Source organism: Burkholderia sp. SCN-KJ (genome assembly GCF_024656005.1).
In the GTDB taxonomy this organism is placed as follows: Bacteria; Pseudomonadota; Gammaproteobacteria; order Burkholderiales; family Burkholderiaceae; genus Burkholderia.
This window is the reverse complement of sequence record NZ_JANKOG010000007.1, coordinates 96,341-116,591: the sequence shown is the minus strand read 5'-3', so window position 1 is coordinate 116,591 and position 20,251 is coordinate 96,341. Positions and strand designations below refer to the sequence as shown.

Sequence of the window (20,251 nt, the reverse complement as noted above, 5' to 3'; positions counted from 1 at the left end):
CCGGTGCGCTCGGCCGTGACGGCATGCCATAGGCCTGCGTGCACCGCGCGAGCGGCCCCCGCCGCGCTTTCCTAAATAAAATTTAGCCAGCCAAACTTTGGCTAAAGAATGTTCCGGTTTCGCGCCATCCCTTCGACAATGCGCGCCTTTCGCGACGATCGGCGCCGCTCGCGCGCCGGCCGTCGCGGCACTGAAGAAGGAGCCCGACATGACCGACCCCACCGCCAACCCATCGCCGCCCCCCGCGCCGCCGTCCGCACCGCCACGCCGCCGCCGCGTCTGGCGCGTGCTCGCGGGCGCGCTGCTCGGCCTGACGCTCGCGTGCGCGGGCATCGGCGCATGGACGGTTCACCGCATCTGGACGCAACTGCCGTCCGTCGAACATCTGGCCGCCTACCGTCCCGCGCTGCCGCTGCGGATTTTCTCGCGCGACGGCGACCTGCTCGCCGAGTACGGCGTCGAGCGCCGCGAGTTCGTGCCGCTCGAACGCATTCCGCCGCTGATGCGCCACGCGCTGCTCGCGGCCGAGGACGCGAAGTTCTACCAGCACGGCGCGATCGACGTCGGCGGCCTCGCGCGCGCGACCTTCGCGAACGTCGTGACCGGGCAACCGGGGCAGGGCGGCAGCACGATCACGATGCAGGTCGCGCGCAATTTCTACCTGACGCGCGACAAGGTGCTGAGCCGCAAGCTCGCCGAGATCCTGATGGCCATCAAGCTGGAGCGCGAATACGGCAAGGACAAGCTGCTCGAGCTGTACATGAACCAGATCTATCTCGGCGAGCGCGCGTACGGTTTCGCAGCGGCCGCGAACGTGTATTTCGGCAAGCCGCTCGACGCGCTGAGCGCGGGCGAGGCGGCCGTGCTCGCCGGATTGCCGAAGGCGCCGTCCGCGTTCAACCCGGTCGTCAATCCGGCGCGCGCGACCGCGCGGCGCAACTACGTGCTCGGCCGCATGCATGCGCTCGGCGAACTCGACGATGCGACCTATCGCGCGGCGGTCGACCTGCCGATCGCGCTGGCGGCCACGCCGCCGCCCGGCATCGTCGCGGCGCCGTACGTCGCGGAGCGCGCGCGTCGGATGATGGTGGAGCGCTTTCACGACGACGCCTATACGCTCGGCCTCGACGTGACGACGACGATCTCGATGCGCGACCAGCGCGCGGCCGAGGCCGCGCTCGGCCGCACGCTGCGCCGCCAGCCCGGCAAGCGCGATGCGCGCAACGGGCTCGAAGGCGCGCTCGTGTCGCTGGATGCGGCGACGGGCGACATGCTCGCGCTCGTCGGCGGCGCGGATTTCGGCCGCAACGTGTTCGACCATGCATTGCAGGCGTATCGCCAGCCGGGGTCGAGCTTCAAGCCATTCGTCTATTCGGCGGCGCTGGAGAAGGGCTACTTCCCGGGCGTGCTGGTCGACGATACGCAGCGCACGCTCACGCATGCGGAGACCGGCGCGCGGCCGTGGCGTCCGCGCAATTTCGGCAACCGCTACGAGGGCTTCATCCCGGTGCGGCGCGGGCTCGTGCGCTCGAAGAACCTCGTCGCGGTCAACCTGATGCAGGCGGCCGACGCGCGCTACGTGCAGCGGCATGCGGTGGGCTTCGGTTTCGACGCGCGGCGCAATCCGGCGTCGCTGCCGCTCGCGCTCGGCGCGGGCGCCGTGACGCCGCTCGAACTCGCGAGCGCATACGGCGTGTTCGCGAACGGCGGGATGCGGATGGTGCCGCGGCTGATCCTGTCGGTGAAGCAGCGTCATGGCGGCGCGATGTACGAGGCGACGACGCCTGAAGGCGCGCGCGTCGTGTCGGCGCGCAATGCGTTCGTGATGGACAGCATGCTGCGCGACGTCGTACGGGCCGGCACCGCGCGCGGCGCGCTCGCGCTGCGTCGCGACGACGCGGCCGGCAAGACCGGCACGTCGAACGGCTCGAAGGACGCGTGGTTCGCCGGCTATTCGTCGGGCATCGTCGCGGTCGCGTGGCTCGGCTACGACACGCCGCGCACGATGGGGCGCGCGACCGGCGCGACGCTCGCGCTGCCAGTCTGGCTCGACTACATGAAGACGGCCGTCGACGGACGCACGCCGGTCGATGCGACGCCGCCGCAGGACGTCGCGCTCGTCGACGGCGATTTCGTGTACGCCGAATACACGCGCGGCACCTGCACCGGCGACATGCCGCCGTTCATCCGCAGCCGTTTTGCCTGTGGCGGTGCGCCGGCGTCCGATGCGCCGGACGGGCGCGGCATGCCCGGCGAGCCGATGCCGGCCGCCGTCGACGCGGCCGAGCGCGAACGCGTGCTCGACCTGTTCCGTACCGAAGACTGAGGCGCGCGATGCATACGCTTTATCTGATCGCGATCGTCGCGGAGGCGATGTCGGGCGCGCTGATGGGCATGCGGCGCGGGATGGACCGCTTCGGGCTCGCGCTCGTCGGCGCGGTCACGGCGCTTGGCGGCGGCACCGTGCGCGACGTGCTGCTCGGCCACTATCCGCTCGGCTGGATCGCGCATCCCGAGTACCTCGTGATCACGCTCGCCGCGGCGACCGTCGCGTCGTGGGCCGCGCGGCACGTCGCGCGCATGAAGACGCTGTTCGTCACCGTCGACGCGATCGGCCTCGCGGCGTTCACGATCATCGGCTGCGACATCGGCGCGTCGACGGGCACCGCGCCGATCATCGTCGTGCTGGCCGGTGCGATCACCGGCGTGTGCGGCGGGATGCTGCGCGACCTGCTGTGCAACGAGATGCCGCTGATCCTGCGCGAGGAACTGTATTCGAGCGTCGCGTTCTTCACGGGCACGCTGTACGTCGGGATCCAGCATCTCGGCATCGACGCGGGGTTCGCGACGGCGGTTGCGCTGGCGGCGGGCTTCACGATGCGGATGCTGGCCGTACGGCTCGGGTGGAAGATGCACACGTTCGGTGTCGCGGACGTCGAGCGTTGAGCGGCGGCGCGACGTGCGGATGCGACGATGCGCCGGTTCTACACGGGCACCATGACCGGCGGCGCCCCCTCGCCCGCGTCCACCATCTTCACCGAAAATCCATAGCATTGCGAAATATGCGCCGGCGTCATCACGTCGCGCGGCGCACCCTGCGCGACGATCGTGCCGTCCGCGAGCATCGCGATCGTATCCGCGTGCCGCGCGGCGAGGTTCGGATCGTGGACGATCGCGAGCACGCCGAGCCGCCACTCGCGCGCGACCGTGCGTACGGTATCGAGCAGCCGGTGCTGGTGCGCGAGATCGAGCGCGGCGGTCGGTTCGTCGAGCAGCAGGTAGCGCGGGCCAGGTTCCGCGTCGTCGTCCGGCCACAACTGCGCGAGCACACGCGCGAACTGCACGCGTGCGAGCTCGCCGCCCGACAGCGTCGTCACGTCGCGGCCGACGAGCGCGTCGGCGCCCGCGCGTTCGAGCGCCTGCCACGCGATGTCGCGATCGCGATGCGCGATCACGTGCCGCGCACCGCCGCGCCGCGCATGCGGATAGCGGCCGAGCAGCACGATTTCGTCGACGCTGAACGGAAACGCCGGTTGCGCGGCCTGCGGCAGCACGGCGCGCAGGCACGCGAGCCGTGGCGCGTCGATGTGCGCGAGCGGTTCGCCGTTCAGCGTGATGTCGCCGGTCACGCGCACGCCGTTCGGCGCGACGCTGCCGGTCAGTTCGCCCGCCAGGGTCTTCAGCAGCGTGCTCTTGCCCGCGCCGTTGCGGCCGAGCAGCGCGGTCACGCGGCCGGGTTCGATCGACAGCGACAGGTCGTGCAGAACGGCGCGGTGCCGGCGGGCGACGTCGAGATGATGGGCAGTCAGCATGATGGGTGCATGAAGGATCAGCCGCCGAGCGCGCCGCGGCTTTTCCACAGCAGCGCGAGAAAGAACGGCGCGCCGAGCAATGCGGTGAGCACGCCGAGCGGAATCTCGGCGGGCGCGGCGACGGTGCGCGCGGCGAGATCGGCGGCGAGCGTCAGCAGCGCGCCGAGCAATGCGGCGCCGGGCAGCACGATGCGCTGGTCGGGGCCGCACGCGAGGCGCACGCAGTGCGGCGCGACGAGGCCGATGAAACCGATGATGCCCGCGCACGATACGAGCGCGCCGACCGCGAGCGCGACCGCGACGAGCACGCGCCGCTTGAGCCGCTGCACGGGCACGCCGAGGTGCAGCGCCTCGGTTTCGCCGAGCTGCAATGCGTTGAGCGCGTCACGGTCGCGCGCGAGCAGCCCGCCGCCGATCGCGACGCACGGCGCGACGGCCGCCAGCGTGGACCATTGCGCGCCGCCGAGGCTGCCGAGACTCCAGAACGTCAGCGAACGCAACTGCGCGTCGTCGGCGACGAACGTGAGCAATCCGATCGCCGCGCCGACCAGCGCGTTGATCGCGATGCCGGCGAGCAGCAGCAGCGGCAGCGCGAGCCGGCCGCGCGACGCGGCGAGCCGGTAGACGAGCGCCGCGACCGCGAGCGCGCCGGCGAACGCGGCGACGGGCAGCACGGCCGCGCTCGCGTGCGCGGCGAACAGCGCGGGGCCGAGCACGATCGTCGTCGTTGCGCCGAGCGCCGCGCCGCTCGACACGCCGACGAGCCCCGGGTCGGCGAGCGGATTGCGGAACAGCGCCTGCATCGCGGCGCCGGCCGCGCCGAAGCCGCCGCCGACCAGCAGCGCGAGCACCACGCGCGGCGCGCGGATGTCGAACAGCACCGCGCGCGCCTGCCGGGCGGCCTGGTCGCCGCTCAGCGCGGCCCAGGCCTCCACCAACGGAATGCGGTACGCGCCCACGCACAGCGCGATGACGGACATGACACACACGAGCGCGGCGAGCGCGGCCAGCGCGAACGGTACGAGGCGGCGCGACGCGCCGACGCGCGCGGCACCGGCATGCGATACGTGCGACCGCGTGGGGAAAGGCGAAGCATGAACAGGCATCGGGACGCTCCGGAATCAGGCGAGCGCATCCGACAGGCGCCGGTGCAGGGTCGTGACGGCGAGCGGCAGGCGCGGACCGAAGCCGAGCAGGAACAGCGCATCGAGCGACACGACTCGCCGCGTGCGGCCGGCCGGCGTCGCGCCGAAGCCGGGCGCGGCGAGCAGCGCGGCGCGGCCGCCGACCGCCGCGAGCCCTTCGTCGGAGATCAGCACGATGTCGGGGGCGGCGGCGGCCAGCGCCTCGGTCGTCAGCGGCTTGTAGTGATCGAAACCCTGCATCGCATTGCACGCGCCCGCGTAGCGGAGCATCGCGTCGGCGGCCGTGCGCTGGCCGGCGACGAGTGCCTGGTTGCCGGTATGGTTCAACACGAACAGCACGCGCGGCGGCTGCGCGCCGCCGGGCACGCGCACGGCGACCGCGTCGCGCGCGGCCTGCCAGTCGCGATCGAAGCGTTGCAGCAGCGCGGTGCCCGCGTCGCGCACGTCGAGCGCTTGCGCGACGCCGGTGATCTTCGCGCGCACCGAATCGACGTCGTGCCGCTCGTCGAACGTCGTGACCGCGACGCCCGCGCTTCTCACCTGCGCGATCGCGGCGGGCGGGCCGGCCTCCGCCGACGCGAGCACGAGATCGGGCCGCAGCGACAGCAGCCCCTCGGCCGACAGCGCGCGCTGGTAGCCGACCTTCGGCAGGCGCTTCGCGGCGTCCGGGTACGTGCAGGTCGTGTCGGTGCCGACGAGCCGGTAGCCGCGCGCGTCGGCGCCGCCGAGCGCGAATGCGGTTTCCGCGAGCGCGCCGCCGATCACGACGATGCGCTTCTGCGCGGCTTGCGGGTGCGCGCGGCTGGGCAGCGCGCCCGCGAGCGCACCGGCCACCGCGCTCGCGAGCACGACGCGGCGTCGCGGCAGGAACGATCGCGCGCTCACCGCGCGTCTCCACGTGCCGCCGACGGAAGTGTCGCGATGAGCGCGCGCCAGTCGTCGCGTTCGACCTTGCCGGGCTTGCGTTCGCCGAACAGCAGCGCGACGTGGTCGCCCTGGCGATCGAACAGTTCGAGCGACGTGACGATGCCGTCGCTCGTCGGCTTCTTCACGACCCACGCGGCGGCGATCAGGTCCTCGCGCACGTGCAGGTTGAAGCCCGGGTCGAGCACGTTGATCCACGCGCCGACCTCGCGCACGTTCGCGACGGGGCCCGTGTGGATCTGGATCATCCCTGCATTGCCGACGAACACCATGATCGGCTGGCCGCTGCCCGCGGCCCGTTCGAGCACGTGACGCAGCGCGCGCGTCGCCTCGACCGGATACGCGTACCGCGGCTCGGCGAGGCGCAGCGCCTGCATGCGGCTCACGCCGAAGCGCTGCGTGATGCCGAAGAACTGGTGCGTGTCGGTCATCGCGTCCCACGCGGCGCGAAAGCCCGCGACGTCGATCCCGGTATCGGCACGCTCGGGCGTTTTCGGTGCGGCGGGCACGACGTCGAGCCCCGGCTCCTGCGACGTCGCGCGCCAGCGTTCGACGAACGCGTCGTACGCCGCGTGATCGCTGTGCGCGCGCAGGTAGACCTTGTGGATCGCATGACCCTGCGCGTCGAAGAACTGCAAACTCTTCAGCGGACCGTGCGCGGTCTCGTCGCGCACCGCGAACGCGGACGCCCAGTGACGGTAGAAGATGCGCAGGTCGATGTCGCCGAGCGCGAGGCCGACCGGGCCGTCGTGGCTCATCTGCGCATATTCGCCGTCCTTCTCGTGGACGGCCGTGTCGTTGCGCGTGAGCGCCATCACGCGACCGAGGCGCGGCATTTCCTCGAACATCGCCGGAAAGCGCGCGTCGAGCCGCACCACGTGCTCGCCGACGAATGCGGCGAGCGCCTCGCCTTCGCTGACGCCGAGCGCCTGCGCGACGTCGCGGTTGCGCAGCTGGCGCTCGGCCTTGAGCTTGACGAATGCGTCGCGCAATGCGGCGGACGCGCGGGCCGGCGTGGCCGGCTGGCCGGGAAGGGCGGAATGCATCATGTCGGACTCCTTCAAGTAACGGTTGGGCAGGAACGCGCGATCGCGCGCATCAGAAATCCACTTTCATGCTGACGGCGACGGTGCGTCCGGACGACGTATACGCGTCGAGCACCTGTGAATCGGCGGCGATGCCGCGCACGTCCGACCAGTTCCAGTATTTGCGGTCGAACAGGTTGCGGATGCCGATCGTCGCGCTCACATGCTTGTTGAAGCGGTAGCCGCCGCGCAGGTCGACGACGAACGACGACGGCGGCGCGAAGCACGCCTTGTTCGAGCAGTCGGACTTGTCGATGTCCTTGTCGCGTTTCGCGGCCTGGAACAGCAGGTCGGTCTGCACGAACCAGCGTTCGCCGGGTTCGTAGCGCACGCCGAACACCGCCGAGAACGGATTGACCGTGTTCAGCGGCTGGCTCGCCGCGCCGTCGTTCCGTGTCGAGCCCTTCGTGAACGCCATCGCCGTCTTCAGCGTGATGCCGTTCGGCATGATCCATTCGGCGCGGCCTTCGAGGCCGTGGATCCGCGCGTCGGCGAAGTTCACGTACTGGAACACGAACGGGTCGGTTGGCCGGCCGCTGCCCGCGATCGTCGTGCGCGAGATGAAATTGCGGTAGCGGCCCGTGAACGCGGCCGCGCTGTAGCGCACCACGCCGTAGCCGGTGCCGGCCTTGCCGCGCAGGCCCGCTTCGAACGTGTCGCCGGTTTCGGGCTTCAGGTTCGGATTGCCGATCGACGTGTAGCCGTACACCGGGTTCGAGAAGCTGCTGTTCACCTGGTCGGGCGTCGGTGCGCGGAAACCGTGCGCGTACTGCGCATACGGAATCAGCGCGGGCGTGATCTCGTACAGCACCGCGACGCGCGGCGACACTTCGTTCGCGCTCGTCGACACCGCGGTGCCGGTGAACAGCGGATCGTTGCGCGTCGGGCTCAACCGGTACGTGTCGAAGCGCAGCCCCGGCGTGACGAGCAAGCGCCCATAGCCGATCTGGTCCTGCACGAACGCACCGAACAGCGTGTAGTCGGTATCGGGAAACGCCTTGTTCGGGAACGCCTCGCCGACGCCCGGCACCGAGCCGTCGCGCAGGTTCGTCACGCGCGACAGGCTGCCGTCGACGCCATACAGCAGCTTGTGCGCGAGCGGGCCCGTCGAGAAGCCGCTTTCGGCGAACGCGGCGCCGCCGAACGTGCGCTCCTTGTACTGGTTGTCGCGCGAGCGCGATTTCAGCGGCGCGCCGCGTGTCTCGAACGCGTATTGATCCTGCTTCGCATCCTGGTAGTAGAACTGAACGTGTGCGTTCTGAAACCAGCGGAACCCATCGTCGCGGAAGTCGTAGTCGATGCTGAAGCGGTTGCGCTCGAGCCGGTCGTGCGTCGTGAGCCCGAGCGTGCCGGGCGGGTTGATCGCCGACAGCACGTCGGTGCTCACGCGGCGCTGCACGGTTTCCGCGGTGAATTTGATCGTGTCGCGCGCGGTGGGCGTCAGCACGAGCTTGCCGAGCAGCGATTCCGAATAGACGTCCTGCGGGTTCGACGTCGTGCGCAGCGTGCTCGCGGAATTGTTGCCGCCGCGCGTATCGACTTCGTGGCCGCGGCGGCCGTCGGCGATGATCATCCCCTGCACGCGGTCGTTGCCGCCCGCGGCCGACACCGTCGCGCCGACGCTGCGGTCGGCCGAGTCGTAACCCGGCCGGAGCGAGAAGTAGGTGGGTTTGCCGTAGATCGACAGCAGGTCGCGCGGGTCCTTCGTGATGAAGTTCACCGCGCCGGTCAGCCCGTCGCTGCCGTACAGCGCCGACGCCGGCCCGCGCAGGATCTCGATGCGCTTGAGCATGTCGAGATCCGCGTAGTCGCCGCGGCCGGCTTCGAGCGGCCCGAACGAGAACGCGTTCGGCAGGCGGATGCCGTCTTCCATCAGCAGCACGCGATTGCCTTCGAGGCCGCGGACGTTGATGCTGGAATCGCCGTCGCGGCCGCCGCCGAGCGCGGCGCTGCCGGGGCGGTACGCGGTGCGGCGCACCGTGACGCCCGGCTCGTAGCGCAGCGCGTCCTTGATGTTGGTCGCCTGCTGCTCGTCGAGATCGTCGTCGGTGATCACCGACACGGACGCGGCCGTGCGGCTTGCGGCGGTGGCGGTGCGGGTGGCCGTGACGGTGACGGGGTCGAGCAGCGACGCATCGCCGCGCGTGGATGCGGCGGCGGTGGTCAGCACGGCAGATGAAGGGTTGGCGCCTTGCGGCGACGGATCGGCATAAGCCGGGGCGGCGGACAGGCCGAACGCGCCGAACAGCGCGGCACAGATCGGCCGCCGCGCCAGCGGATAGCAATGCACAGGTGGTCTCCCATTGACGATGACTAGCCCGAAGGCTGGCTGGGTGACGCGTTCACCTGGCTGGCCCGTTCGCGCGCGGCAGGCGGCGAACGGCGAATTGAAAGGGAATTGATGATTCGTTAAGTGTAAATGAGAATCATTACCAGTACAAGAACGGACAGCGGCATCCGCGGACGTGCGCCGTTGGCGCGGACCGGACGCGCCGCGCAGGGGCAAATTCGGGAGAAGCGGGCCGGCGCGGGCCCGTTATAGGCGTGTGAGCAGAGGCCCTATGCGAGCGATTCGAGGCGAATCAACAGGTTGCGCGCATGCGCGATGTACGCGTCGTGCGTCGCGCGATCGCCGTGGCCTTCGAAGCCGGCCTGTTCGGCGAACGCGAGCTGTTCGGCGTAGAGGTCGACGAGCGCGCTGCGTGCGTCGGGCGGCAGTGCGCGGATCATCGTGACGAGCAGCAGTTCCTGCGCGCGCAGCATGCCGGACAGCGATTGGGGGTTCATGCCGACCTCCTCGAACGACGCGGCGGCGTGCCGCTCATTTCATAGTAGGTGGTCGGCGCGCGCAGCGGAAATCAGCCGGCGGCCGTCGCCGTCCGTGCCTCGCGCACGACCTGCGCGACGCGTTCGACGAATTCGGCGTCGACGCTCGACAGCGCTTCGCGCTTGCCGTCGGGCATCTCGACCATCAGCCGGTACGTGATGTCCTGCGTGGTCCAGGCGAGATAGCCGACGACGGCGAGCATCACGCCGACGACCAGCGCGGCGCTCGATCCGCCGATGCCGCCGGCGATGGCGGCGACCACGCCGATCAGCGAGATCAGCGACGGCACGAGGCGATTCTTCGGGATCTTGACGACGTCGACGTTGCGGATGTCACGCAGCGGGAAGACCTGCCCGGCGGCCGACAGGCCGTTGCGCGTGACCATCACGCCGCGTTCGTTGAATGCGTTTTCCATCGTGTGGTGCGTGGACGAAAACGCGCAGCGTAGCAGACTTCGTTGCCGCGTCAAACGAGACCGAGTGCCGCACGATGCGTGCGGGCCGGCCGCGCTGCGGGCAGTGACGGGTAGCGAGGCGTAACCAGGCGTAACGAGGGGAAGTCAGAACTGCAGCCGGCCGTCGCCGTACAGGCGGCCCGGCACGTGCGACGCGACGACCTCGGCGATCTCTTCGTCGGTCGATTCGGCCGGCACGATCTGGCGCCGCGCGGGCGCGTCGAGATGCATCGTCCATTCGACGAGCCGGTACGGGCGGCCCCACGGGCGCTGCATTTCCACCGACACGCGGCAGCTCTGGACCGGTAGCGAATGCTGACGCGTCAGAATCGCGTGCAGATGGCTGAAAACGGTATCTTCGATCATCTTGGCCTCCGATCCTGTCTTGCGGGCAGTTGATGGCGGTGCCGTAGTGGGTCTCAAAAAAAAGAAGCCGCCGATGCTCAGGCGGCCAACAGGGGGGGTGAGAGCATCCTCTCAGCCCAGAATTAAGCGAAACTTAAAAGCCCATAAAAAAGCGCCCCGCATGGAGCGGGGCGCTTCGTGCCGTCGTCATCCGCGCGATGAGCGGACGAGTTAAGCGGATGCTTTAGAACTTGTGGCGGATACCGACGCGCGCGGCGATCTGGTTCGTCGCACCGTTGCCCGACGTGCTGAAGTAGCTCGTGCTCGAGCCGATCTGCGCCTGCACGTTGTTGCCCGACGCCTTCTGGCCGATGACCAGCGCGTACACGTCCGTACGCTTGCTGAGTGCGTAGTCGAGGCCGAGGTTGCCCTGGTTCCAGTGTGCCGAGTTGCCGCTTTGCGTGGCGTTCGTGTACGTGTAGCCGACCGCTGCCGACAGGGCCGGCGTGATCGCGTACTTCACGCCTGCTTCATACGCGTTGTAGAACGTGCCCGATGCGCCAGCCGCGATCGGGGTGAACTGCGTGCGCGTCCAGAGCAGCCATGCCGTTGCCGGGCCGAAGATGTAGCGGCCGCCGACGCCGTACGTGCGCAGGTCGCGGATGTTAGTCAGCGCGATGTTCGCGATCGACGTCGAGAATGCCGGCGTCGACTGGCTCGGGAAGCGGATGTCCGTGTAAGCGGCGCCGAGCGCGAACGGGCCGTTCGCGTAGTTCAGGCCGAAGCTGTATGCGCGCGACGAACCGGCCGTCGTCGTGGTGCCCGTCGTGGTCGACGGTGCGCCTGCGAAGTCGGTCGAGTTCGAGAAGCCGTACAACGCGCCGAACGTGAAGCCGGCGTAGTTCGCGCTCTGGAACTTCACCGAGTTGTTGATGCGGCTCGACGTGAGCTGGTCGACGTCGTTCACGTGGTACGCGTAGTTACCCGCGACCGTGTTGCCGCCCGTCGAGTAGTTCGAGCCGAGGATGTCGGTCGAGAACGAGTACTGACGGCCGAACGTGACCGTGCCGTATTGCGCCTGGCTCAGGCCGACGTACGCTTGACGGCCGAAGATCGCGCCGCCCTGGCCGATCGTGCCGTTGCCGCTGTTGAAGCCGTTTTCGAGCACGAAGATCGCCTTCAGGCCGCCACCGAGGTCTTCGGTGCCGCGCAGGCCCCAACGGCTGCCCTGGGCCACGCCGTCGTCGTACTTGAACAGCTTGCCGCTGCCGCCGTTCGCGGTCTTGCTGTGGTTCACGTAGCTGATACCGGCATCGATGACACCGTACAGGGTCACGCTGCTTTGTGCGTGCGCCGTGCCAGCCGTTGCTGCGAGGATGGCGATGGTCAACAGTTTCTTGTTCAAAGGATTCTCCGAGCGAGTAAATGGCGTGTCCAGTTGCGGTTCCGGCGCTCTCTATGGGCGCTTTCACGGACCGGTCGCAACTTTATCGGCGGGCCACGTAATGAATGTGACAGCCTTGTCATATTACGAATCTGTGGTGCCGATGCGACATTGGATTCTGCCCGGTTGTACAGCAGGGAGTTATACCGATTCCGCCTGAGATTCGATCGGAGTGAGGAATATGCACATGAAATAAGCTTGGTTGGTGCCGGTCCGGCCCCGTGTCACGATGCGCGCTTCAACAACGACACGGGACAAGAGGACACCATGCGACGTTCGATCCTGACCGGCCTCGGCGCGCTTGCCGCGGCGCTGGCCTTTGCCGCGCCCGGCGCGCACGCCGATTCCCAGACGCTGAAGATCGGCACGATGAGCGGCCCCGACGCGCAGATCTGGACCGAGGTGACGAAAGTCGCCGCACGCGAAGGGCTCGCGATCAAGGTCATCGAATTCAACGACTACGTGCAGCCGAACGCGGCGCTCGATGCGGGCGACCTCGATGCGAATGGCTTCCAGCACCAGCCGTTCCTCGACAGCCAGATCAAGCAGCGCGGCTACAAGATCGTCAACGTCGGGCTGACCTACACGGCGCCGATGGGTTTCTATTCGAAGAAGCTGAAGTCGCTGAAGGACTTGCCGGCCGGCGCGAAGGTCGGGATCCAGAACGATCCGTCCAACGGCAACCGCGCGCTGCTGCTGCTGCAGAAGTACGGCGTGATCAAGCTGAAGCCGGGCGTCGGCAGCAACGGCGTGAACGCGACGCCGCTCGACATCGCCGAGAACCGGAAGAAGATCAGGATCGTCGAACTCGACTCCGCGCAGTTGCCGCGCGCGCTGCCCGATGTCGACGCCGCATCGATCAACACCGACTACGCGGTGAAGGCCGGGCTCACGCCGGTGAAGGATGCGATCGCGATCGAGGACCTGCGCGGGCCGTACGCGAACCTGATCGCGGTGCGCGCGCAGGACAAGGACAAGCCGTGGGTGAAGAAGCTCGTCGCGGCCTATGAATCGGACGACGTGCGCAAGTTCATCGACCAGAAGTTCGGCGGCGCGATCGTGCCGGCGTTCTGAACGCTGCGCCCGGCTGCTCCCCGGCCATGCCGTCAGGCCGAAAAGCAAATCGCCCGCGCAAGCGGGCGATTTCGTTGGTGCGCGTCGCGATGCGGCGCGCGGGCCGGCCGTTCAGGCGGCCCGGACCGGAGGCGACTCAGGCCGACAGCAGCGACCCGGTGCGGATCGGGTTCGCGCCGGCAATCCGCGCGACTTCCATCCCGGCGGTCGCGAAGCGCACGATCTGGCGCGCGTACAGCACGCCCGACACGCTGCTCTTCAACGTGATCACGCGATCGGTCAGCGGATCGACGATGTCGGCGACGTCCTGGCCGGCCTCGATCCATGCGCCGACCGGCGTGCGGAACACGATCACGCCGGACACCGGTGCGACGAGCGGATCGGTGCCCGCGAGCGGCGTGGCCGGATGCGCGAGCGGCGGCAGCGGTGCCGGCGTGCCGTCGATGACGCCGCGCTCGGTCAGGTATTCGACGATCGCTTGTGAGTCCTTCTCCGCGAATTCGTACGACACGTCGCGTTCGCTGCGCAATTCGACCGTGACGGAAATCGCACCGTTCGGGATCGGGAAGCGATCGCCGAACCGGCTGCGCAGATCCGACCAGCAGAAACTGTGGATCTCGTCGAACGGGTTGCCGACCGAATTCAGCGCGAGCAGCGACGCCTGCGCGTCCAGGTAGCGCGACAGCGGCTCGACGTCTTCCCACAGATCGGGGTTCGTATACAGGTGCATCACCGCGTCGCTGTCGCAATGCAGGTCGAGCACGATGTCGGCGTCGAACGACAGCTTCTGCAGCGCGAGGCGCTGCGATTCGAGCTCGGTGCGCGGCTTCTGTTCGTCGAGCGCCTCGCGCATCGCGGCGCGTACCGCGGCGAGGTTGCGCTGCGCGTCGTTCGTCAGGCGGCCTTCGATGCGCGGCAGCACGAGCGCCGCGAGATCGTAGAAATTGCGGTTGAAGTTCTGCATCGAGCCGAGCTCGAAGCGGCCGAGGTGATCGCCGAACACGTGCTGCGACAGGCCGATCGGGTTCGGTACGGGGACGATGACCACTTCGCCGCGCAGCTTGCCGGCCGTCTCGAGCGCGGCGATCTTGCGGCGCAGCAGCGCGGCGACCAGCATGCCGGGCAGTTCGTCCGCGTGCAGCGACGACTGGATGTAGACCTTCTTGCCGCCGCGCGGGCCGTAGTGGAAGCTCGTGATCTGGCGTTCGGTGCCGACGGCGGGGGAAATCAGCGGATGGGTCTGCGTTTGCATGATGAGGGGAGGGCGGCGCAGCCGCGAGTGATCCGGTATGCGTGGAAGATCGATTGTACGTTGCCTTCCGCGAACCTATCAAACCGCGCGCCGGCCATGTCGATTTCCTTTACGAATCATCGGGTTGGCGCGTAAAAAATAACGGCGCCGCAGCCCTTCGTCCCCGCGTGTTTCGCGGCCTTTCGCCGCGCGCGAGCAAAAAAAACGGGCTCCTTGCGGAGCCCGTCTGCGCGGTCGCGAAGCGCGCGTTGCGCGGTGTTACTTGCCGTACACGTCGAAATCGAAGTACTTCTTCGCGATCTTGTCGTACGTGCCGTCCTTGCGCATGCCGGCGATCGCGCCGTCGATCTTCGCCTTCAGGTCGGTGTCTTCCTTGCGCAGGCCGATGCCGGCGCCGTTGCCGAGCGTCTTCGGATCGTCGATGTCCTTGCCGGCGAAATCGAAGTTCGCGCCGCGCGGCGTCTTCAGGAAGCCGATTTCAGCCTGCACCGCGTCCTGCAGCGCGCCGTCCAGACGGCCCGAGATCAGGTCGGCGTAGACCTGGTCCTGGTTCTGGTAAGGCACGACGTTCACGCCCTTCGAGGCCCAGTACGTTTTCGCGTAGGTTTCCTGGATCGTGCCCTGCTCGACGCCGACCGACTTGCCCTTCAGCGATTCGGCCGTCGGCATCAGGCCGGCGCCCTTCTTCGCGACGAGGCGCGTCGGCGTGTTGAACAGCTTCGACGAGAACGCGATCTGTTCCTCGCGTGCCGGCGTCATCGACATCGACGACAGGACGCCGTCGAACTTGCGAGCCTTCAGTGCGGGGATCATCCCGTCGAAGTCGTTCTCGATCCACACGCATTTCGCGTTGATGCGGCGGCAGATTTCGTTGCCGAGATCGACGTCGAAGCCGACCACCTTGCCGTCAGCCCCTTTCGATTCGAAAGGCGGGTAGCTTGCGTCGACGCCGAAGCGTACGGTCGTCCAGTCCTTCGCGTATGCAGTGCCGGCCGATACGGCGAGCAGGGCCACGGTCACAGCCGCAAGAATCTTTTTCACTCGGTGACTCCTCGTTTTGTTCGATGGGTGCGCGGTTGTGCCGCGCCGTAAGCCTTCGGCCCGGCGCGGCTTCGCGTCGGACTGTCCGTTTCGCTGCCCGATGCGGGCGCGCGACGTGCGCAAGATTATCAAGACAAAATACCGGCAGGGCGCCTAGGACAAGCCCCGATACCGGACCCGACGGCCGCGCATGCGGCGCGCGACCGTTTCAGAGGAAGGAACGATTCAACCTAGCGTTTCGTTGACCGCGCGCTGCAGGCAGGTGACGAATTGCGATACCGCCGGCGTCGGCAGCAGGTCGCGGCGCGCGATGATCGACAGGTCGAAGCGCGGCATGCTTTCGTCGAGTTCGGCCGTGCGGATCCCGAGCGGCGCCACCATCGCGGCCAGCGGGCGCGTGAAGCAGCCGATCACGTCGGAGCGGGCGACGAGCCCGAGCGTCACCGCGAACGACATCGGCGAGCGCAGCAGGCGCTTCGGCAGCGGCAGCCCGCGCGCCTCGAACATCCCGACCATCACGCTGTGCGGAAACTGCTCGGCGCCGACCGTGACGATCCATTCCGCGTCGAGCAATTCCTCTAATCGGCGCGCGTGCGCGAGCGGGTGGCCTTCGCGCATCACGACGGTGAACTCGGTCGACAGCAGCGGAACCTGCGTGAAATCGCGATCGAGCGCGGGCACATGGTGCATCGCAGCGATGTCGAGCGTGCCGTTGCGCAGCTGCGCGAGCGCGTCGGGCACCGTCACTTCCTCCAGATGCAGGCTTACGTTCGGCATCGACCGGCGGAACGCGGTGACCGCGTGCGGCAACGCGGTCAGCGCGATCGACGGCATCGTGCCGACCGCGACGCGCCCCGACATTTCCCCTTTCACCTGCTCGACGGCCTCGACGGTGCGGCGCATGTCGCCGAGCAGCTGCTCGGCGCGCGGCAGCAGCGCATGGCCGCACGCGGTCAGCTCGACGCCGCGCACGCTGCGCACGAGCAGTTCCGCGTTCAGCGCCGTTTCGAGTTCGCGGATCGTGTGCGTGATCGCGGGCTGGGTGACGCCGAGCTCGCGCGCGGCGGCGCGCAGGCTCTTGTGATGCGCGGCGGAGACGAAGGCCTGGAGCTGCGCGATGTTCAGGTGGTTGCGGATGCGGGTCATCGATCGGTTCGGATCTGGCGGCGGGCCGGGGCGCCGGCGCGAAGATCGATAGGGTAGCGCGAGGCGACGGCGGGCGCGGGGCGGAACAAAAATCGCGCGGCGGTGCGCGGCACAGTTTCGCCGTGTCCGGCGGCAAACCGATCAGGATTGCAGATGATGGCGCGTGTGTGTTCGAGATGCCGTCGATGTACGCCGCGATACGACATCATCGCGTTTCCGTTCGACGGCGTCCCGGCGTGTCAGGCGAGCGCCAGTTCGACGGCCGCGAGCGTGCGGCGGCGGATCCAGCCGCTCCCGAGCCGGATCGCGAGCCAGTACGGCAGGAACAGCAGGCGCGTGCGCGCGCTCGGACAGTGCACGAAGGTTTCGGTGCGCAGCAACCGCGTGCCTGACGACAGCCCGACGACCTCGAAGCGCAACACCAGCTTCGCGTCATCCGGATCGTCGTGCCGCACGAACGCCGCGGCGTCGTCGATCGTGCGCACGTCGGGCGTCGGACGCCAGAAGCGTCCGACGAGCCCGAGCGACAGCGACGTGTCGTCGCGATGCAGCAGCGTGAACGAATCGAAGCCGAAGCGTTCGCGGGCGGCGCCGGCCGGACGCTGGCCCAGCGCGCGGGCGATGGCCGCCGGCGCTTCGCGCACGGCAAGCAGCGCGTCGATGACGGGATCGGCGCGCATGTCGAGCGTGGCCACCGCATCGATGATGCGCGACGGCGGCGCGTCGATCGGCCGCGATTCATGAACTTCGACGAAACCGAACGACGGGATGAACGGCGGCTTGCGCGCCGCGGTCCGCGTGTCTGATTCGGAGACGATGCCGAACGGATTCATGAGCGTTCCGGAGGATAAAACGCGATCGTAGCACCGCGCGCGGATTCGCGATGCGCGGCACGCTGCCGCGGTTTCCCGGCCCGGCCGGGGGGGCCGGCGGAACCCCCGTCGCACCGACGAAAAAAAGCCCGGAAACATCTGTTCCCGAGCCTGGAGACCATCAACGACGATGGTGGAGGAGACGATGCCGTCCCGATGCGCGCCGCCCTTCGGCAGGCGACGCCGCGCATGATCCGCGGTCAGATCGCCCAGCCGCCGAGATAGAACGTGACGAGCACGGCCGCGATGAGCACGGTGCCGACGTTGAGCTTGCGGAATTCGCCGCTGGCGACGCGGCCGATCACGAGCGTCGAGAAGCCGAGCATGATGCCGGTCACGATGTTCGCGGTCAGCACGATGAACACCGCGCACACGAGGCCCGACATCGCGTCGACCATGTCGTCCATGTGCAGCTTGCTCACGCTGCCGAGCATCAGCAGGCCGACGTACATCAGCGCGGGGGCCGTTGCGTACGACGGCACGAGGCCCGCGAGCGGCGAGAAGAACATCACGACCAGGAACAGCACGCCGACCACCGCGGCGGCGAGGCCTGTCTTCGCACCGGCGGCCACGCCGACGCTCGACTCGATGTAGGCGGCCGCCGGCGCGCCGCCGAGGAAGCCGGAGAAGATCGAGCTGACCGAATCGGCGGTCAGCGCGCGGCCGCCGTTGATGATGCGGCCGTTCTCGTCGAGCTGGCCGGCCTGGCCCGCGACCGCGCGGATCGTGCCGGTCGCGTCGAACACGGCGGTCATCACGAGCGCCAGCACGCTCGGCAGCACGGCCATCGACAATGCGCCCTTGATGTCCATCGCGCCGATCAGCGACGCGTGACCGGGTGCGCTCAGCGACGGCAGCGCGAAGATGCCGCGGTACTTCACGGCCGGATCGAACGCGAGGCCGATCAGCGAGATCGCGACCACGACGAGCAGGATGCCGCCCGGCACGCGACGCTTCTCGAGCCCGAAGATCGCGGCGAGGCCGACGACCGACATGATGACCGGGAACGCGGTGATCTGGCCGAGCGAGACCGGCAGGCCGGCGCCCGGATTCTTGATCACGAGGCCGACGTCGTTCGACGCGATCAGCAGCAGGAACAGGCCGATGCCGATCCCGGTGCCGTGCGCGACGCCCGCGGGCAGGTTGCGCAGGATCCACGAACGCACGCCGGTGACCGAGATGCCCGTGAACACGAGACCCATCAGGAACACGGCGCCGAGCGCGACGGCCGGCTGCAGGCCCTTGCCGAGCACGAGCCCGAACGCGGTGAACGCCGTCAGCGAAATCGCGCAGCCGATCGCGATCGGCAGCTTCGCCCACAGGCCCATCAGCAGCGAACCGAACGCGGTGGTGAGGCAGACCGCGACGAATACCGCGCTCGTGTCGAAGCCGGCCTTGCCGAACATGCCGGGCACGACGAACACGGAGTAGACCATCGCGAGGAAAGTGGTCACGCCCGCGACGATTTCGCGACGCTGCGTGCTGCCGCGCGACGAAATGCCGAAGTACCGGTCGATGACTCCCTTGGTGCCGAAGTCCGTTTCTTCCGCGCCGACGCCGACCGTCGGCTGCACCGGGGTATCACTCATGAGCTTGCTCCTTTATCAGCATGCTGAAACGGCCCGTGGCGGGCCGTCGTCAGGGTGTCTCGAATCTGGTTGGAATGATCGGCGGCGTCGTGGGGACGCATCACGCGTGAGTCGTGTCGGTCGTACGCGCGTCGAAGGGGGCGCGTGTGCCGCGTCGTGCGACGCGTGGTGCGGTCGACCCCGTCACGTGTGCTTTGCCGTAGCGAAGGTTAGGCGAACGGCCCATCACGTCCCATTGGGGGAAGAGCATGCAGCGCATGTCGCAGCGCTTATATCGGCGTGCAACGGGGCTTTGTCGTCGCGGAACGCGTGTATACGCCTAGTTCGAATCCGTTAAGGCGACTATTTGAATGCAGGGTCGGCGGGCAGGGTGGGAGCGGGTGATGCATCGACTCTTACGAAGGACTTTCGGAGGGGCTGCGCGGGCGCGCGGAAACAGCCGCGCCGGATGTGAAAACGCGGCCGTGCGCAACCCGCATCCGGATGATGCCGGTGCCGCGCGCGGGCCGCGCCCGCGCTCGTCCTGGCCTGCCACTGCATCAGACACGCGCGAGATGCGCGAGGTACGTGCAGAACATGTCGGCCATCGCGGTCGCATATGCGTCGATTTCCGCAGGCGTGCGCGCGGTTTCGGAGAATGCCTTGCCGCCCGTCGTGAGCGTCGTCATGATCAATTCGCACGCGAGCGCATGCGTGGCGTCGGGCACGTCGGGCAGCGCTTCGCGCATGAACGCGCTGAAGATCCGGTTGCACGCGGCCTTCACTTCCTGCGCCTCGGGGGCGTCGCGATAAAGGGGCGCGGCATCGTCGAGCGCGATGCGCATGGGCGCCTCGTCGCATTCAGAACGGATGAACGCGTGGACGGCGGTGCGCAGGCGCTCGGGCGGCGTCTGCCGCGAGTCCTGCAGAATCGCGCACAGCATCCCGGACGTCTGCCGCCACTCGTCGTGCTGGAGCCGGAACAGCACGGCCGCCTTGTTCGGGAAGTACTGGTAGAGCGAACCGACGCTCACGCCGGCGCGCTCGGCGACGCGCGCCATCGTGAAGCGCTGCGCGCCTTCGGTCGCCAGAACCTGAATAGCGGCCTGCAGCACGTCGTCGACGAGCTGGGTCGAGCGGGCCTGCCGAGGCAGTCTGCGCGAGGCGATCGGGGTGTTGCGGCGGTCGGTCATGACGGGTCTGCCAATGCGAATAGTAAAACCTGAATAGTTCGTCATATTCTAGTCGGGCGCCCTGGCGCA

19 protein-coding genes are annotated in these 20,251 nt (G+C 68.5%); 3 read left to right on the top strand and 16 right to left on the bottom strand.

Annotated elements, in window-relative coordinates; genetic code table 11:
- Positions 1 to 208 precede the first annotated feature (208 nt).
- Together NQV17_RS13740 and NQV17_RS13735 are read left to right on the top strand one after the other, a co-directional pair.
- Complete coding sequence (locus NQV17_RS13740; protein ID WP_257772704.1) at positions 209 to 2,326, top strand: penicillin-binding protein 1A; 2,118 nt, start codon at positions 209 to 211, stop codon at positions 2,324 to 2,326.
- Between the two features lie 8 nt (positions 2,327 to 2,334).
- Complete coding sequence (locus NQV17_RS13735; protein WP_257772703.1) at positions 2,335 to 2,946, top strand: trimeric intracellular cation channel family protein; 612 nt, start codon at positions 2,335 to 2,337, stop codon at positions 2,944 to 2,946.
- 38 nt (positions 2,947 to 2,984) lie between these two features.
- Here the strand turns inward: NQV17_RS13735 and NQV17_RS13730 are convergent, their stop codons facing one another.
- From NQV17_RS13730 to NQV17_RS13690, 9 genes are all read right to left on the bottom strand, one after another.
- Positions 2,985 to 3,812, bottom strand: a complete 828-nt coding sequence (locus NQV17_RS13730; RefSeq protein ID WP_257772702.1) for a heme ABC transporter ATP-binding protein — start codon at positions 3,810 to 3,812, stop codon at positions 2,985 to 2,987.
- A 17-nt stretch (positions 3,813 to 3,829) separates the two neighbouring features.
- Positions 3,830 to 4,918, bottom strand: coding sequence for an iron ABC transporter permease (locus tag NQV17_RS13725; protein ID WP_257772701.1), 1,089 nt, complete (start codon positions 4,916 to 4,918; stop codon positions 3,830 to 3,832).
- Positions 4,919 to 4,933: 15 nt separating this feature from the next.
- The gene (locus NQV17_RS13720; protein ID WP_374692709.1) at positions 4,934 to 5,842 is read right to left on the bottom strand and encodes a hemin ABC transporter substrate-binding protein; all 909 of its coding nucleotides are present in this window, start codon (positions 5,840 to 5,842) and stop codon (positions 4,934 to 4,936) included.
- The gene (locus tag NQV17_RS13715; RefSeq protein ID WP_257772700.1) at positions 5,839 to 6,930 is read right to left on the bottom strand and encodes a hemin-degrading factor; all 1,092 of its coding nucleotides are present in this window, start codon (positions 6,928 to 6,930) and stop codon (positions 5,839 to 5,841) included. Before NQV17_RS13715 ends, NQV17_RS13720 begins: the two co-directional genes overlap by 4 nt.
- A gap of 49 nt (positions 6,931 to 6,979) precedes the next feature.
- A complete protein-coding gene (locus tag NQV17_RS13710; protein ID WP_257772699.1) occupies positions 6,980 to 9,256 on the bottom strand; it encodes a TonB-dependent hemoglobin/transferrin/lactoferrin family receptor in 2,277 nt (758 codons plus the stop codon).
- A gap of 269 nt (positions 9,257 to 9,525) precedes the next feature.
- Entirely contained in the window at positions 9,526 to 9,753 is a 228-nt protein-coding gene (locus NQV17_RS13705) for a hypothetical protein (protein ID WP_044849044.1), read from the bottom strand.
- Positions 9,754 to 9,824: 71 nt separating this feature from the next.
- Entirely contained in the window at positions 9,825 to 10,208 is a 384-nt protein-coding gene (locus NQV17_RS13700) for a DUF6232 family protein (RefSeq protein ID WP_257772698.1), read from the bottom strand.
- A gap of 144 nt (positions 10,209 to 10,352) precedes the next feature.
- Positions 10,353 to 10,613, bottom strand: coding sequence for a DUF2866 domain-containing protein (locus tag NQV17_RS13695; protein ID WP_059448988.1), 261 nt, complete (start codon positions 10,611 to 10,613; stop codon positions 10,353 to 10,355).
- Positions 10,614 to 10,836: 223 nt separating this feature from the next.
- Positions 10,837 to 11,997 carry a porin gene (locus tag NQV17_RS13690; RefSeq protein ID WP_044849041.1) on the bottom strand — a complete coding sequence of 387 codons (1,161 nt, stop codon included), beginning with the start codon at positions 11,995 to 11,997 and terminating at the stop codon, positions 10,837 to 10,839.
- A gap of 306 nt (positions 11,998 to 12,303) precedes the next feature.
- On the opposite strand from NQV17_RS13690, the gene NQV17_RS13685 reads away from it, so the two are divergent.
- The gene (locus tag NQV17_RS13685) at positions 12,304 to 13,110 is read left to right on the top strand and encodes a MetQ/NlpA family ABC transporter substrate-binding protein (protein ID WP_257772697.1); all 807 of its coding nucleotides are present in this window, start codon (positions 12,304 to 12,306) and stop codon (positions 13,108 to 13,110) included.
- 136 nt (positions 13,111 to 13,246) lie between these two features.
- On the opposite strand, the gene NQV17_RS13680 is transcribed toward NQV17_RS13685, so the two are convergent.
- From NQV17_RS13680 to NQV17_RS13650, 7 genes are all read right to left on the bottom strand, one after another.
- Entirely contained in the window at positions 13,247 to 14,362 is a 1,116-nt protein-coding gene (locus NQV17_RS13680) for a succinylglutamate desuccinylase/aspartoacylase family protein (RefSeq protein ID WP_257772696.1), read from the bottom strand.
- A 258-nt stretch (positions 14,363 to 14,620) separates the two neighbouring features.
- Positions 14,621 to 15,403, bottom strand: a complete 783-nt coding sequence (locus NQV17_RS13675; protein WP_044845853.1) for an ABC transporter substrate-binding protein — start codon at positions 15,401 to 15,403, stop codon at positions 14,621 to 14,623.
- 225 nt (positions 15,404 to 15,628) lie between these two features.
- The gene (locus tag NQV17_RS13670; RefSeq protein WP_257772695.1) at positions 15,629 to 16,549 is read right to left on the bottom strand and encodes a LysR substrate-binding domain-containing protein; all 921 of its coding nucleotides are present in this window, start codon (positions 16,547 to 16,549) and stop codon (positions 15,629 to 15,631) included.
- Positions 16,546 to 16,758: a hypothetical protein gene (locus NQV17_RS13665; protein WP_257772694.1), complete on the bottom strand. Its 213-nt coding sequence runs from the start codon at positions 16,756 to 16,758 to the stop codon at positions 16,546 to 16,548. Before NQV17_RS13665 ends, NQV17_RS13670 begins: the two co-directional genes overlap by 4 nt.
- A 30-nt stretch (positions 16,759 to 16,788) precedes the next feature.
- Positions 16,789 to 17,382 (bottom strand): hypothetical protein, encoded by a 594-nt coding sequence (locus NQV17_RS13660; protein WP_257772693.1) that lies wholly within the window; start codon positions 17,380 to 17,382, stop codon positions 16,789 to 16,791.
- A gap of 239 nt (positions 17,383 to 17,621) precedes the next feature.
- Positions 17,622 to 19,010, bottom strand: coding sequence for an NCS2 family permease (locus tag NQV17_RS13655; RefSeq protein ID WP_124892060.1), 1,389 nt, complete (start codon positions 19,008 to 19,010; stop codon positions 17,622 to 17,624).
- Between the two features lie 539 nt (positions 19,011 to 19,549).
- Positions 19,550 to 20,227, bottom strand: a complete 678-nt coding sequence (locus NQV17_RS13650; RefSeq protein WP_257772692.1) for a TetR family transcriptional regulator — start codon at positions 20,225 to 20,227, stop codon at positions 19,550 to 19,552.
- Between the last annotated feature and the right edge of the window lie 24 nt (positions 20,228 to 20,251).